The following is a 15,345-nucleotide window of genomic DNA, read 5'->3' as shown; positions in this document are numbered from 1 at the left end:
CGTGTACGGGTACGTGAACGAGAACGGGAACGAGGGACAATCAGGCCAACCAACGGGTGCAGGCGACTCGCAATAGCTCGCGCCTGACCCTAGATGTTGGCAGTTACTATCGGAACCAAAGGCTCCCGGAGACCCCACCGGCATCTCCGGGAGCCTTCTTCTTTATCCCATCCTGAGCACTTCCCCAAACGGCGGATCGAACTTCCTGGGTATGCTGTCTCCTCCCAGCACCCAGAGCACCGGGAACGCGAAGCAAGCCCTTCATGGGGAACTACTCGTAAGATTGCTTCGTCGCCCAGGCTCCTCGCAATGACTCCCCTCCGAACCTGCCCCTCTCTTTTCCCCCCTTCATGAACTTCATGTCCTTCATGGTTCTTTCCCAAGTCCTACCCAATCAGAGTCAATCGGAGTCAATCAGGTGCAAAATTCTCCAGGTGCCCTATGCTCTATGCCTCTTTACATATGCAGGCCTGTAGGAAGAAAATGCCATGAAGTTTGTCCCTGACGCGCTAAACGAAGAGGTTGCGAACGGCGATGAATAGAACCGGAGAATCCATGGAAAGAGCTCATCCCCTCGTTGGGACCTGGAAACTGATCGCGTGGGAGAACACCGACGCCGAAGGCGTCGTGAGCTATCCCTACGGAGAACATCCGATCGGGTATCTTTTGTACACCGAAGACGGCTACATGGCGGCGGAGATCATGGACCCGGATCGGCGTCAGCACGACGCCCGCTTCCCCGTCGAACCGGCTTTCGAACAGACCCTGCCCGACGAAGACCGGCGGGCGGGGTATGACACCTATCTTTCGTACTGCGGCACGTACACTTATTCCGCCGCGGAAGGGATGGTCCGGCACCATATCAAGGCGGCCCTGATCCCCTCCTGGACCGGGAACGACCAGCTGCGCCGCTGTTCGTTCAGGGACGGCAAACTGTTCCTGACCCACAAGCGGGCCCGGCTCGTCTGGGAACGGGCGGCGGACCATGCCTGAATTCAGGAAGCTGGCGAAAAACGTCTACGCGTTCGTGCAGCCCCCGCTCATCTGGCACAGCACGGCCGGGGTGATCCTGCGGGATCGGGACGTGGTCGTCGTCGACAGCCTGGCCAACGAGGCGATGACGCGGGCGCTGCTCGGAGAAATCCGGAAGATCACGGACAATCCGGTCCGGTTTTTAATCAATACCCACTCCCACGCGGACCACGTCTACACCAACCACCTCTTCCCCTCGGCCACGGTCGTCTGCTCGCGGCGGGGGTGGGAAAAGACGCGGGAGTTCCAGCGGCGGCAGGCCCTTCACACGGAGTCGTTCGCCCGGCTTTTCCCCGATATGGACTTTTCCGGAGGCCGCTACACACTGCAGGACGCAGCCTTTACCGGCGTTCTCTCCCTGTATCGGAACGAACGGGAAATCCGTCTCATCGAGCTGGGCCCGGGGCATTCGGAGTCCGATGTGGCCGTCCATCTTCCCGCCGAAGGCATCGTTTTCTGCGGGGATCTTTTCATGAACGGGCTGCCGCCTCTGCCCGGGGAAGGCCTCCTTACGGCGACCGTGGCCAACCTGAAAAAGCTGTTGGATCTGGGAGCGGAAACCTATGTCGCCGGCCACGGCAGCCCCGGAACCATGAAGGATGCCGCGGAGCACCTGGCTCTCCTGGAAGCACTTGCGGATAAATCCCGCCGGTGTTTCGACCGGGGCCTGAGCTACGACGAGGCCATGGAAGCGCTGTCGGACGATCCGCTCCCCGCTGAATTTATCCGGCCGACGCTTCTGAGCGGTTACCGGGAGTGGGCGGGGAAGATGCCCGCCTGCGGGGATCCGGCCGACACCGATCATATGCGAATCCTGAGCCGAGTGGCCCGCCGGGCCGAACTCCTGCTGCGGCCAACGGGCGGTTAGTCGCGGGCGTCGGCAAGAGGGATCTTGCACCTGGGAGAAGCAGGGGGCATAGGAAAGAGAGGGTTCAGGGTTCAGGGGAAGAATTCAGAATACAGTATTCAGAATTCAGTAGCCCCCGACCTTGGACCCTAGAGATTTCTGCACCTGATTACTCTGATTAACTCTGGAAAGGGAAAAATTCAGAATTCAGGAAACGATCACCATGAAGAACATGAAGGCCATGAAGAAAGAAAAGCAGAATGCCGTACTCTATGCTCTATGCCCCCTGCTCCATGCCTCCCCCCCCGAACCCTCTCTCCCCCCTCCCCTCGCGTGGCTATCCCGCTCCTCCCTTCGCTCCTTTCTTGGCCTTGGGGGGAAGGGAGTTTATAATTTCAGGAGTAATCAGGTACGTTCGTCAGAGGGAGATAGGACCATGAAGAAAGCTCCGGGCAGGGCCCGCAAGGTGCTGGGGATCGTGTTCCTGGTCGTGCTGCTGGCGGGGATCGCCGTCCGGATCGCGCTCCCCCCCGTCGCCGTTCTGATCGTCAACCGCAGGCTTCCGGACTACCTCGACGCCCCGGCCTCGCTGGGCGGGATCACCCTCAGCCTTTCCCGGGGGACGGTGGGGATCATCGATCTCAGGATCGCGCAGCCGGAGGGGTTCGGCGACGGCGATCTCCTCCGGGTGGGCCGGGCTTCGGTCCAGGTCAGCCTTTCCTCCCTCTTCCGTCCGCCCCTGACGATCAAATCCGTCCAGATCGAGGACGCCGCCGCCAACTTGGTCAAGGACTCCGCCGGGGTCATGAACGTCTCCGCCCTGGTCAAGCCGGGGGAGGAAGAAGAACCGGCGGCGGCCGGGGAGGAGGAACAGGCGGCGGGAGAACCGTCCCCCATCCTCCTGAAGCGCCTGGCCGCGAGCGGGCTCTCCTTCAGCTACCTCGACCGCTCCGGCGGGGCCGCGGCGGCCGCAGAGGCCGGCGCGGGCGACGCGGCCGCGTTCTCCGGCCAAACCCAAGAAGGGGAGCCCCGCGAGTGGGGCGTTAAAATCGCCGGCCTCGACCTGGAGGTCACCGGGCTTCGGCTCGACCCCGGAGCCGACCCGGCCCGGGTCGGACCGGCCGAGGCCACCCTGACCGCCCGTCTCGACCAGGCTCCGCTTCCGGAGGGTTACCTGGGGGTCGCGGCCAAGATCGGCCCCCTGGGCGGGGGGATCCCGGCGTTGAATGCGGCCGTGCGCCTGGCCGGCCTGGAACTGGAACCGCTCGCGCCGGTCGTGCCCGCGGGAACGGCCGCCGCCCTGGGGGGAGACGCCCTCGACCTCTTCGCCGACGTCGCTCTGGCCCCGGACGTGCTCGACTGCCTGGTCCGGGTAGAGGCGGCGGGAGGCCACACCCTCTCCCTGGAGGTGGGCGGGACCCCGGAACACCCCGAGGTCGACACTTCCGGCGTCCTCTTTTCGATCATGCTCCATGCCGGCGGGGGAGTGGGCACCCTGGTCGGGAACATCGGCGGGGCCGGGTTGGCCACCGTGGGAGCCGTCGGCGAGGGGGCCCTGGCGGTCGGCACCGGCGCCGTCAACGCGGTGGGGTCGCTGGGGAGCGGTCTCTTCCAGACCGTGGCCGGTGCCGCCACCGGGGACCTGGACGCCGTCGGCGAAGGGCTCTCGACCGCCACCGTGGGGACGGTGAGCGAGGCGGCGAACGGCGTGGCGGGGGCCGGTGAGAAACTGGCCGACGGCGCCGTCAGCGCGGCCGAAAGCACCGTCGGGGCCGACGCCGACCGGGAATGGCGGGCGGACACCCATCGCCGCTGGCTGGCGGGGTGGCAGGCCGCCCTGGCCCTGGTGGCGACGGAGCCGTATCCGCCGGTTCCGGGCGAACAAGAAGAAGGCACGGCGGCCGAACCGGACGCCGCGCCGGGCCCGTCTCCGTCCGGCCCCGGCGAGTGACCCGGGGCCCCGCGTTATCCGAAATTCGCGGGCCCGCGGTTATCCCGCACGGGCCTTGTCTTCGAGAGCGGGAAGGCGGATACCGAAGATCGAGCCTTGGCCGGGAGCGCTCCTGACCTCGACCGTGCCCGCGTGCCGTTCCATGATCAGTTTGACCAGGCTCAGGCCCAGGCCGTTTCCGGGCTCAGTCCCGTTACCGTTCAATCTGAAAAACGGCCGGAACACCGATTCCCGATCCTCCGGGGCGATCCCGGGGCCGTCGTCCTCCACCTCGAGCAGGCAATGCTGCCCTTGTCTCATCGCGCGCACGGTGATGTGGCCCCCGACCGGGGCGAACCTGACGGCGTTCCCCGCCAGGTTGTCGATCGCCTGCCGCAGCAGCGCCCGGTTGCCGCAGAACGGCACAGGCGCCCCCTCGTCCTTCAAGGTAATCGTCTGGGATTTTACGGTCGCCGCGGCTATGAAATCGTCGACGGTTTCCCGGGCTAATTCGAGTAGGTCGAGCCGTTCCCTCGTTATTTTGGTCACCGAGTCGATTTTTTCGTACGCCAGGACGGCGTTGGTCAATTTCTCCATTTTCAAGACGGCCTGCTGGGCCATGGTCAGCAGCTGACAGGCCTCGGGAAACTCCCCTCCCAGGTCGCGCAGGAGAAGATCGAGCCCCGCCTGGACGGCGCCCAGGGGGTTGCATAAGTCGTGGGCGAGCATCCTCACCATCATGCTCTTGAACGTGTTCAGCTCCTGGAGGGACTCGACCAGGTCAGCGTTGCGGACGGCGGCGGCGGCGATCGCCGCCAGCTGTTCCAGCACCCAGATCTCCTTGGGGGAAGCCCGGTGGAGCAACCTGTGCAGGGCATAGAGAACGCCCCCGGCCCTGCCCCCCTCGAGGATGGGGACGCCGACGTAGGCCAGTATCCCCGCTTCCGGGATCATGGGGTTGGCGACGAAGGGGTCGTGGCGGGTATCCTCGACCACCACCGGCTTGCCGTTGTCCACCACCCAGCGGCTGGCCCCTCCCTTTCCTCTCACCCGGCGGCTCACCGAGGAGCCGATATTGGTGGAAGCGCCCACCTTGAAGCATCCCTGGCGCTCGCACCAGAGAACGATGCTGGCCTCGTCGCAGCCGGTCAGGCGACGGGTGGAGTGGACGATCATTCCCAGGAGATCCTCCAGATTCAGTTCGGCGTTGATGGCCAGACTGATCTCGAACAGTTCCCGGTACTGGATCTGGGATATCTTTTCGTCCCGGAAGGGGCTCACGACCCGGCTGTATCCAACGTTTGCAAATGAATTTCTGCCCTGATTTTCCGTTGGTCGGCAGCGGAGCTCCTCTCCGCTTCCGGCCCGCCGCGCCGAGATTTACTTCGTATTCTCCGGGTCATTCCGCTTCCACTACCAGGCGGGCGGTTTGTTTCTATGTTACAAATATTATTTCTTTTGTCAATATGTTTATGCGCGGCGCTTTTTCCGCCGAAACCGCCGGCGCCCGGAGTGGGGCTTCAGGCTTGGGGTGGTAAGCCCCCGGGCTCGGGAATTGTCCGCGGGGTCGGCGCCCGCAGCGCCGTGGAGGGGAGAAACACACCGAGCGCCGCTTCAGGCTGCCGACGGCGGAACGGCAACTACCTCGTCACCGGGATATCGCCGGCGATCCCGAAATAGCACCTGGTCAGTCCCCGGATCGCCCAGAGGCCGCAGGAGTCGCGGAAGATACCGACCTCGTCTCCCGCCGTACCGTCGTAATCGGCCGGAACCGCCTCGTCGGTGCTCCCTCCGAAATATATCCGGCTCATTTCCCGTATCGCCCAGAGACCGGAAGCCTGGCGGTAGATCCCGGGTTCCGCCGTTCCGTTCCCGTCATAGTCCCCCTGCACCGCCTGATCGGAAACGGTGCCGAAGTATATTCTGCTGATGCCCCTCAAGGCCCAGAGGCCGGCGGATCCCCTGAAAATACCGAAGTCATCGGCTCCGTCGCCGTTATAATCTCCCGTCACCGGCCGGTCGCCGGAACCACCGAAGTATACTCTGGTCATACCCCTGACAACCCACAGGCCCGATCCGGATCTGAATACGGCCCTATCCGTCGTCCCGTCGCCGTCGTAGTCGCCCGGGACCGGAATGTCGGAGCTGCCCCCGAAGTAATCCCTGGTGACTCCCCGTATCGCCCACAGCCCGGAGGATTCGCGGAAAATGCCGATGTCCCGGGTCAGATCCCCATCGAAATCCGCGAAGAGCTTGGTGTCTTCGGACGTGCCGAAATAGACCCGGGTGGTCCCCCGCAGAGCCCACAGCCCGGAGGAGGGGCGGAACACCCCGATCGCGCCCGACCCGGGCGGCGGCGGGGCGCTGCCGGTGATCGTCTGGAACCAGCGGCCGGCGATATAGTCGTAACCGGCGCCGTTGGGGTGGTTCCCGTCGTCAGCCAGGGTCGCATCATTTTCAAAGATGGTCGTGTCGAAAAAGTCGACCGTGACGGCGCCGGCGGCGGCGGCCTGGGCCTGGACGGCGCCGTTGTATCTCCCGACCTGCGCCGACATCCGGGCCACGTCGGCCTCGGAAATGTCGGGATACGCATCCGCTCTCATCAGCGGATCGGTCATCACCGGCCGTCTTGACTGGTCATCGAGCAGGGCGATATACACCTGAGCCCCGGTCGCCCTCAGGGCGGAGAGGATGGTGCCGAGATTGTTCGTGTAGTTGCTCAGGTCCGCCGCCTCGCAGGCGGAGTAGTCGTTCCCGTATTCATAATCGCAGACGTAGTTGTAGAGCCCGAAGAGGTCGTTGCTCCCGATCCAGACCAGGGCCATCCTGATATTTCCCGCGGGGGCGGCGTTCAGGGCGGCGACCGCCGGATTCAGCTCGACGTTGATCAGATCGTCCGAGGTAAACCCCGAGACGGCGACATTGTCCACCGTCGTGCCGGGATAGAGATCGTCGAGCAGCGCCTGGAGACGGGGTGGATATCCCCCCCCGATTCCATCATCGCCGTCCCCCGCCGTAAGACTGTCGCCCAGCGTGACCAGGGTGACGGCCTGCGAAAAAACCGGCCGGCAGATGGCCAAGACGCATACCGTCAGACACGTAATTTTCAAGGTCCGCATCGGCGTTGCCTCCTGGATATAGCGACCGGGACGGGTTTCAGCCGGAAGACGACTCGCCTTCCACCCATGCCGACTTCTTACCACATACGGAATCATCCGTCAAACGGGCCCGGGATAACCACGGCAGCGCCTGATGATCAGGTGCCGGCGCTCTGCTCCCCACCCCCTGAACCCTTTTTGCATCTGTGAAAAGCATAGGGCATAGAGCATGGAGCAGAGGCAAGAGAGGGTTCAGGGTTCAGGGTTCAGGGGAAGAATTCAGGAGTCAGAATTCAGTATTCAGTAGCCCCCGACCTTGGACCCTAGAGATTTCTGCACCTGATTACTCTGATTAACTCTGATGAGGGAAAGAATTCAGATTGCTCCCCCTTCATGAACTTCATGTTCTTCATGGTCCAATAATCCCATGAATGGGAAAAGTTCATGGTTCCCACTGCCTGCCCGACGGCATCTTCAACTCGTCTTAGTCTCTTTAAAATCCTCTGTGCCTCTTGTGCCTTTTGTGGCTATCCCCCTCCCCTTCATGAACTTCATGTCCTTCATGGTAGGGAAAGCATAGTGCATAGGGCATGGAGCTGAGGAAAGAGAGGGTTCGGGGTTCAGGGTTCGGGGTTCAGGAGGGCATGACACAGAACCATGACACGCGACCGGGAAGACTACAACCGGCCTTGGTCAATAGGGATCAGGACCGGTTCGGTCCCCCTCGCCGTGCCCGTCTGGATCTGCAAGAGTTGCCCCTACGCCTACTGCTGCCGTTAGCGGAGGCGTTGGAGCCAACCATACAACTTCCTCTCACTATAGGAGGAGCCCATGACCGCCTGGGAAGCGATCAAGCTTAAGCTGGCCGGGGTGAAGACCAGGTTCCTGGCTCACGCCGATCCAGCGACCGGGGACCTCAACCTGAGCATCAACCTGAAACTGGTCCGCAGGGCCGGAAAGGAGGGCGGAGCCGATGCCGCGATGGGTGATCGTCCTGCTGGTGGCGGGTATTTCCGCCCTTGAGCACTATCTCGGGACCCGGGGCAAGTAGCTCGGTCGCGGGATGGACCGTAAAAAAAATAGGGGCAGGGCGCTATGTGCCCTCCCCTGTTTTTAGCCATCCCAACCTCAGATTACCCCATCGGTCGCCGACAAAAATCCATCCTTTAACACCAGCCATAGGACTGAAGTTGCCATACGACAGCTGCGATAGTTGTGCCCTTCTTGGATTAATCACAAATAAATCTTATCCTGAATAAATACTTACGGGGGATTAAAGACTTGGGGCGGGGTTGGTTTGCACCTTCAACTCCCCCTCATAAATAAACCGGCCAAAAAGCTTTTCAGGTGCAGGGTGGGCTATATGCACCCCAGAATTGAACTCATAGTATTGATTCAGGGTGCCGGATGGAACGAGTACATAATGCAGTCCATGGCTGATACCCATTAGGCCCCCAGGCAACTTATGTCTAGGGGCATAAGTTACGAGCAGTTCTTGCGTCTCCAGGGCCTCAACAATGTGCGGTTCATCGAAGATACTGTACGCAAGGAGAAAGTCATCGTGGTGACAAACTGGTAATATGGCGATGTTGCTCAGAATTGGGGACTCTACTTGAAGATATCCATATGGATGGATGGGGCTCTTCGGATGGACTTTGCCATTTATATCTACCGTTGTTCCGGCTTTGTCGAATGCAACGATCCTAAAAACCTGTCCAACTATGTCAGTCCAGCTAATATCTCGGCCAATCACTGGCACAATCGAATCGATTGAGCCATTACCAAGGTCATGGCCAGAGTTTTTTTTACTCTTCCGATTAGAGTCCGGAATTATCACCTTCGCCCTCCCCGTAAGTTCCAGATATTACAAAATCGCTCCCAATCCTTTGGTTTCGCGCCACTAGGAACCTCTTTGAGCGAGAATTCAAGGTCGAATCTTTTGTTTAGCCTTTCCAAGAGTTTAAAGCCCAGTTGATAAGCTTTTTCATCTAGGTCAGTACCCGCAAATCCTTCCAGCCCTGGATTCCGCCAGAGTGATTTGGAAGAGGGGGTAGGATAACGTCCCTCCTGATAACCCTTCATAAGAACGGTTATAAGACCTTTATCAAAGGCAAAAGATTGCAGCTGCGGATCGTCGGACACAACTTGGTCAATCATGTCGGCCAAATCATGTTTCAACGATCGGGCAAAGGTATCAATCCACTTCATAGTCTGATCGTCGTCGAGATCAGCAAACTGATCAGCATGAGTCCCTATCAATAATGCTTTACAGAGTTTCTCAATGCCCTGGTGGTAAAAGAAAAGCCGAAGATGACTTAGATCTTCAAGCTGAAACGCGGCAAAAAAATCTACCATTGCTCGCCGAACCCATGTGCCCACAGCTACTTCTCTGGTGATTACCTTAGAAGTCATTTGCCGCCGCTTCCTTCTGGTAAATTTTTGCCATAAATATTGTAAACACATTCCCCCACTCGATCGAGAAGATGGACGCACCAATTTTATCCATCAATAGGGCAAGCGCCATCTAAAAAGAAGGGACCGAGACTCCAGCCTCCTTGTTACTCATCTTACGCCATCCTGATCGCTTCATAGGACCTAAGTTACCCCTGGGACATTTGGGACGGTTCTTTCGACTTTGGTTCCGGTATTCTCAACTCTACCCCTCTATGCGCGAAGGGGGGGGACCCGCCAGAAAATACACAGCAAGGGTTCAAAAAAGGCGTCCCAAACGTCCCGGATCTCAGGTTTAAGGGTCCTCCGAGTTCCTTTCCCATTGAATCTCACGGCATAGCGGTTATGATCTGATTACGGAGGGCTTACTCACGTGAACGGGGTCCCTGTTGCCTTCGCGATATTGGCAGGTCTGCTCCTGTCCGCCTGTTCTCCCATCTCTTCCCAGGTAGGAGGAATCCCCAGCCCTGAACTCTCCCCTGAAACAACTCCAACACCTACAGGCTTGGTGAACATGGACCTACCGGTTTACACGGGAAACGATTCCTCCATCGAGGCCCAGGTTGGCGACAGTTTCCTGATTAGGCTCGACTCCAACCCCACCACAGGCTATTCCTGGGAACTGGCGGACGATTATTCCCAGGCCGTGATCGAATTGGTCGAGTCCACGTACCAAGCCCCGGAAACCCAGCGCAAAGGAGCTGGTGGCCAGGATCTCTGGCAGTTCAAGGCTGTTGGGACAGGCAATACTCGTATCAACCTCCGCTACCGCAGGGTCTGGGAGGAAGGAGTGCCGCCAATCAAAACCCAGTCTTTCGAGGTCGAGGTCGGTAAGAATTAGTCCGGTGGCTCGTGACCAACGAGGTCGGTCGAGATCTGGTGGGCTCGTCCACGACTAGCCATTCCCCTATCGGGGATAAAGGAGTAGACTCCAGACACCCAAGCGATTCCATTCCGATCCTGGAGCCGAGTCGATGAAGACAGGGACATGGGTATAACGACGACACCTAGTTATACACAAATCAACATAACTACGGAATTTCCTGTGTTTAATTAATCAACATGGTCATCTGAGATAAATCTTTGGATTGATTAAGCTGAAATTCCAGTAAACTTTCTGCATGGCTACTGGCAAATGGAGATTGTGTAGAATAACAAGTTCTGTTTGAGAGATAATGTACGAGGACGAGACAAAGGATGTTGAAGCCGCGATCGCAGCCCTGAGGGCAGAGCCTGATGCTACGCTGATTCCAGAATTGGAGGATCAGCAGGCTGCCGCAGGAACTGGTCTTGAGTTCTATGGAATCACCAAGTCGGTGTTCGAGCGATTTTTGAAAGATAAGACACTGCTACCCGAGACGCGAGCCGCCCTCAACGCCGGCATCAAGGCCGTCACCGCAATCTATACGAAATAGGAAACAGAACCACAGAGTGCACAGTATTTGCACGTACCGCGCAAAACTGTGACTCTCAACGTTAATGGCCAAGTTATGAACGATAATAAGCGGATTTTGATAACTAATCTGATTCTAGATATGCTGGTCGATGATACAGAACCGGCATGTTTAATATTAAAAGAAGTCCCGGAAATTGATGATGAACTGAGAAAACGTTTTCATGATCCATTCTCTTCAATCAAAATAACAAAGCATGAAACATATAACGTTTTGGAAGAATTATATAAACAGGGTTATGTTGAATGCACATTGATTGATTTAAAATCCATTTATACGGGTGATTTTGAAGATATATCTTTTGAAAAAGACAATTGGGAAGTTTGGTTTCGAATGACTGCCAAAGGGAAAACGAAACTTGAAGAAACCTTAGATATTGTCTGGAAAGATTAAGATCCAACCATTAACCAGTCGCTGCACTCGACCATGGCCCGCTCTGCGGGCCCTGGCGAGTGAGCTCACCGTTAGCTAGTTAATATCTGAACCAGAGGCTCCCGGAGACCCCATCGGCATCTCCGGGAGCCTTCTTCTTTATCCCATCCTGAGCACTTCCCCGAACGGCGGATCGAACTTCCCGGGTCTGTCTCCCCAGAGCACCGGGAACGCGAAGCAAGCTCTTCATAGGGAGCTTTAAGATTGCTTCGTCGCTCAAGCTCCTCGCAATGACTCCCCTCCGAACCTGCCCCTCTCTTTTCCCCCTCTGTGTCCTCTGTGGTTCAACTCCCTTCCTGAACCCCGAACCCTAAAGGGTCCGCGGCGGAGGGGCTTTTCTCCATGCTCTCTGCCCCCCTCCCCCTTAGGGGTTGGTGACCGGTTCGTCCGTCGGGGCGCCGTAGTAGTAGTTGACGAAGTTGTAGATGATCCACCGGCTGGAGGCGGGGCGCCAGACGGCGAAGTCCATCGTCCCGTCCCCGTCGTAGTCGGCCGGCTGGACCACGTCTCCGCTGGTTCCCCAGTAGACGTGGGGGCCGTTCTTCACCAGCCACACCCCGTTGGTCTCGCGCCAGACGGCGAAGTCGCAGCTCCCGTCCCCGGTGTAGTCCCCCGGGACCACCGTGTCGGTGGCTACGCCGTAGTAGACCTGGGTGCCCCCCCGCACCAGCCACTTGCCGATCGAGGGCCGGAAGACCGCGATGTCGGTGGTCCCGTCGCCGTTGTAATCGCCGGGCACGACCGTGTCGGCGGCGAAGCCGTAGTAGGCCTGGAGCCCGCTCCGCACCAGCCATTTGCCGATCGAAGGCCGGAAGAGGGCGATATCGGAAGCACCGTCCCCGTCGTAGTCGCCCGGGACCGGGACGTCCGTGGCCACCCCGTAGAAGGCGCTGGTCAGGCCCCGCACCATCCATTTGCCCAGGGAAGGACGGTAGATCGCGAAGTCCCAGGCCCCGTCGCCCGAGTAGTCGCGGGGGACGGGCTGGTCGCTGGCGGCGCCGAACCAGACCCGGGTGAGGCTCCTCACCATCCACGCGCCCGAAGAGGCCCTGAAGATCGCGATGTCCGAGGTCCCGTCGCCGTTGTAGTCCCCGATCACGGCACCGGATTCGCCGGCCGCCGTGGTCGTGGTCGAAATCGTGGTCGTGGTCGTGATTGTCGTGGTGGACTCCGTGGTTGTCGTGGTGAGCGGCGGCGTGGGCGTGGGAACCGATACGCTGCAGGTGGGGGTCGGGGTCGGCGGAGTGCCAGCCGGGAGAAGGCTGTGGCAGAGCCATCTGTCGGAATAGGGTTCTCCCGTACCCGAGTAGTAGAAAACCACCTGGGTCTGGCTCGACCAGGACATCGGCGGCAGGAGCAGGGGCAGGTTCTGAGGCGTACCCGAACCGGAGAAGGTATAGGTCAGGTTGAGCGTGTCGCCGGCGAGGATCGAGCCGGTGTGGGGATTGAAGCTGTCCAGTCTCACCGCCAGCCCCTCATCCTCGGGCAGAGTTCCCCCATCGTTGAACAGGTTCCTGTTGTCGGCGACGTTCCCCATGCTCGTCCCGGAAATGGGGTCGACGGCAGGGACGAAGGTATACTGCCAACCCAGGCTCTGGCCGGAGCGGGGAATCTCGATCCAGGCGTCCTCCACGCCCTCGACCATCAGGGCCGCGGCGCAATAAGGCGCGGGAGTCGGGGTGCCCGTCGGCGCCGGCGTATCGGGCGCGGTCGGGCTGGCCGTGGGGGTGGGAGTCGAGGCGGCGGTGGTAGTGGTAGTCGTTGTGGTCGTAACCGTCGTGGTTGTGCTTGTAGTCGAGCTGGTCGTGGTGATGGTCGTGGTGGTCGTGGTGGTCGTGGCGGTCGTGGTGGTGGTGGTGCTGACGTAAGGAGTGGGAGTGGGGCTGGGCGGCTGGCTGGTCGGCGTCGGGCTGGGCGGCTGGCTGGTCGGCGTCGGGCTGGGCGGCGGAGTCGGAGTGGTAAGGATCAACTGGCAGCCGTAGAGCCGGACATCGTCGATCTGCCACCAGCCGTCCGAATCGGAGGCGAAGTACTCGAAGGAGACCTGGACTTCGTCCTCCCAGGCCGCCCCGTAAAGAGGCAGGGTGATGGTGCGGGGTCCTCGCATGGAGTAGTTGATCGCGGTCAGTTCCCACCAGGTGGTCTCCTCGATGATGGCGTAGACCCGGCACATCGCGCCGTTGGTGACGTTCATGTCGGTCTTGAACTCGACCCAGGGGTTCTCGTTCAGGCTGAAGTCGAGTTCGGGGCTGCGGAGCTCCGACATCAGCGCCCCGCCACAGGCGGCCCGGTCGGCGTCGGCGAAGTTTCCGGTGCCCCCGGTGTTGTTGGGATTGCCGGCGATCGTCCCCGACTGCCAGGAGCAGGCGCTCATCGGGTTGTCCGTAATGGTCCATCCGGACGGGGGGACGGTGTCGAATTCTTCTTCCAGGTAGAGTACCTGGGTCCAGCCGTCCAGGCAGCCCTGCTGCCAGGGCGTGGGCGTGGTTGACGGGGTGGCGGTGGGCGGGGCCGTGGGAGTGCCGGTCGGCGGCGCGGTCGGAGTTTTGAGGGGGGTTGGGGTTTTGGTGGGGGGAACGGTCGGGGTCATGGTGGGAGGAGCAGTCGGGGTTCGGGTGGGAGGAGGGGACGGCGTTCGGGTGGGAGAAGGGGTCGGAGTTCGGGTGGGAGGGAGAGTCGGCGTTTGGGTGGGAGAAGGAGTGGGACTGGGCGCTTCCCATCGGGCGATCTGGCGGGCCGACAATCCGCCCGCGGTGGTGAAGAGGCCGCCGGCATAGAGGTTGCCGGAATTACCAGCCAAACTATAAACATAACTGTTTGTGCCCGAACCCAAAGCGTGCCAGGAACTTCCGTCCCAGCGGGCTACGTAGTTGGCTGAAGTTCCGCCGGCCGCGGTGAACTGTCCGCCGGCATAGAGGTTTGCTCCGTCCCAGGCCAACTCTACTACCTGGGCGTTCATCCCCGAACCCAGGGCGTGCCAGGAACTCCCGTCCCAGCGGGCGACCCGGTTGGCCGTGACCCCGCCGGCGGTAGTGAAAGAGCCGCCGGCATAGAGGTTGCCCTCTCCATCGCAGACCAACGAGTAGACGCTAGAATTCATCCCCGAAGTGAGAGCCGACCAGGAACTCCCGTTCCAACGGGCGATCCGGTTGACCGTGGTTCCCCCGGCAGTGGTGAACGACCCCCCCGCGTAAAGGCTGGACCCGTCCCAGGCCAGGGCGAAAACCGTATTGTCCATCCCGGAGCCCAGGGACGACCAGGAACTCCCGTTCCAGCGGGCAATGTAATTGGCGGAAGAACCCCCGGCCGTAGTGAATAAGCCGCCGACATAAAGATAAGACCCTCCCCAAGCAAGGGCTTGGACTGTGTCATCCAGCCCTGAGCCGAGGGGACTCCAGAGGCTCCCATCCCACTTGGCCACCCGGTTGGCCGGATCGCCCCCGGCCGTCGTAAATGATCCCCCCACATATAGATTATCCCCGTCCCAAGCCAGGGCGTCGGCATCGCTGCTTAACCCGGCCCCCAGCGGAGCCCAGGCCGTGCCGGTCCAGCGGGCTATGTGCTTAAGGGTTGTCCCCCCGTAGGACGAGTTAAATGCGCCCCCCGCATAAACTGCGTCTCCATAAATAATCTCTTGAACGGCCCAGCCGTCGAAACCGTCACTCATCTGAAACCAACCCGTGGCGTGGGAGTTTTCGGTGAGCGCGGCCGCAAAAACGAGAACCATAGCGAGAGAAACAAGGAAGCTCAGCTTCATCGGTCACACCTCCAGGTCGAGAAATATTGTACATTAATTATTACACGATAATCGGTGCGCCGACAACCGTGGACAGCAAGAAAATCCAACCTTACGCCCGGCGGCAATCCGGGATACAGCTTTTGAGATGGGGCGGTTACTACGGATAACAATGCTTTCGCCGATAAAGAATGGCGGTGGGTTTTGTGCGTTTTCCGGGCGAGGAGCGGCAAGACGGGAGGGTCCGTGGCTGAGGGGTTTTCCCTATGCTCTCTGCCCCCCTCCCCCTCAGGGGTTGGTGACGGGGAGATCGGTGGAGGCGCCGTAGTAGGGGGCGCTCACCCCCCGGATCAGCCACTTTCCCG

Annotated in this window: 12 protein-coding genes; 7 read left to right on the top strand and 5 right to left on the bottom strand. The window is 60.3% G+C overall.

Going from position 1 to position 15,345, the window contains the following annotated elements; translation table 11 throughout:
- Positions 1-555 precede the first annotated feature (555 nt).
- The 3 genes from PLZ73_11540 (at position 556) to PLZ73_11530 (ending at position 3,830) form a co-directional block, all read left to right on the top strand.
- Complete coding sequence (locus PLZ73_11540; protein ID HOO78505.1) at positions 556-993, top strand: lipocalin-like domain-containing protein; 438 nt, start codon at positions 556-558, stop codon at positions 991-993.
- Entirely contained in the window at positions 986-1,900 is a 915-nt protein-coding gene (locus tag PLZ73_11535; GenBank protein HOO78504.1) for an MBL fold metallo-hydrolase, read from the top strand. The genes PLZ73_11540 and PLZ73_11535 overlap by 8 nt, the downstream gene beginning before the upstream one ends.
- 415 nt (positions 1,901-2,315) lie before the next feature.
- Positions 2,316-3,830 carry a hypothetical protein gene (locus PLZ73_11530; GenBank protein HOO78503.1) on the top strand — a complete coding sequence of 505 codons (1,515 nt, stop codon included), beginning with the start codon at positions 2,316-2,318 and terminating at the stop codon, positions 3,828-3,830.
- Positions 3,831-3,869: 39 nt separating this feature from the next.
- On the opposite strand, the gene PLZ73_11525 is transcribed toward PLZ73_11530, so the two are convergent.
- Positions 3,870-5,090, bottom strand: a complete 1,221-nt coding sequence (locus PLZ73_11525) for a GAF domain-containing sensor histidine kinase (protein HOO78502.1) — start codon at positions 5,088-5,090, stop codon at positions 3,870-3,872.
- A 359-nt stretch (positions 5,091-5,449) separates the two neighbouring features.
- Positions 5,450-6,928 (bottom strand): SGNH/GDSL hydrolase family protein, encoded by a 1,479-nt coding sequence (locus PLZ73_11520; protein HOO78501.1) that lies wholly within the window; start codon positions 6,926-6,928, stop codon positions 5,450-5,452.
- A gap of 810 nt (positions 6,929-7,738) precedes the next feature.
- On the opposite strand from PLZ73_11520, the gene PLZ73_11515 reads away from it, so the two are divergent.
- Positions 7,739-7,930, top strand: coding sequence for a hypothetical protein (locus PLZ73_11515; GenBank protein HOO78500.1), 192 nt, complete (start codon positions 7,739-7,741; stop codon positions 7,928-7,930).
- 250 nt (positions 7,931-8,180) lie between these two features.
- On the opposite strand, the gene PLZ73_11510 is transcribed toward PLZ73_11515, so the two are convergent.
- Positions 8,181-8,744, bottom strand: coding sequence for a hypothetical protein (locus PLZ73_11510; GenBank protein ID HOO78499.1), 564 nt, complete (start codon positions 8,742-8,744; stop codon positions 8,181-8,183).
- The gene (locus PLZ73_11505) at positions 8,741-9,319 is read right to left on the bottom strand and encodes a hypothetical protein (GenBank protein HOO78498.1); all 579 of its coding nucleotides are present in this window, start codon (positions 9,317-9,319) and stop codon (positions 8,741-8,743) included. The genes PLZ73_11510 and PLZ73_11505 overlap by 4 nt, the downstream gene beginning before the upstream one ends.
- Positions 9,320-9,731: 412 nt before the next feature.
- Between PLZ73_11505 and PLZ73_11500 the strand changes: the two genes are divergently transcribed.
- From PLZ73_11500 to PLZ73_11490, 3 genes are all read left to right on the top strand, one after another.
- Positions 9,732-10,199, top strand: a complete 468-nt coding sequence (locus PLZ73_11500) for a protease inhibitor I42 family protein (GenBank protein HOO78497.1) — start codon at positions 9,732-9,734, stop codon at positions 10,197-10,199.
- 334 nt (positions 10,200-10,533) lie between these two features.
- Positions 10,534-10,773 (top strand): hypothetical protein, encoded by a 240-nt coding sequence (locus PLZ73_11495; protein ID HOO78496.1) that lies wholly within the window; start codon positions 10,534-10,536, stop codon positions 10,771-10,773.
- Between the two features lie 120 nt (positions 10,774-10,893).
- Positions 10,894-11,205: a hypothetical protein gene (locus PLZ73_11490; protein ID HOO78495.1), complete on the top strand. Its 312-nt coding sequence runs from the start codon at positions 10,894-10,896 to the stop codon at positions 11,203-11,205.
- Positions 11,206-11,608: 403 nt separating this feature from the next.
- Here PLZ73_11490 and PLZ73_11485 read toward each other — a convergent pair whose 3' ends face one another.
- Positions 11,609-15,001, bottom strand: a complete 3,393-nt coding sequence (locus PLZ73_11485) for a hypothetical protein (GenBank protein HOO78494.1) — start codon at positions 14,999-15,001, stop codon at positions 11,609-11,611.
- Positions 15,002-15,345 lie beyond the last annotated feature (344 nt).

The organism is bacterium (assembly GCA_035380285.1).
GTDB lineage: Bacteria > Auribacterota > Erginobacteria > Erginobacterales > DAOSXE01 > DAOSXE01.
This window is presented reverse-complemented; position numbering and strand designations above follow the sequence as displayed.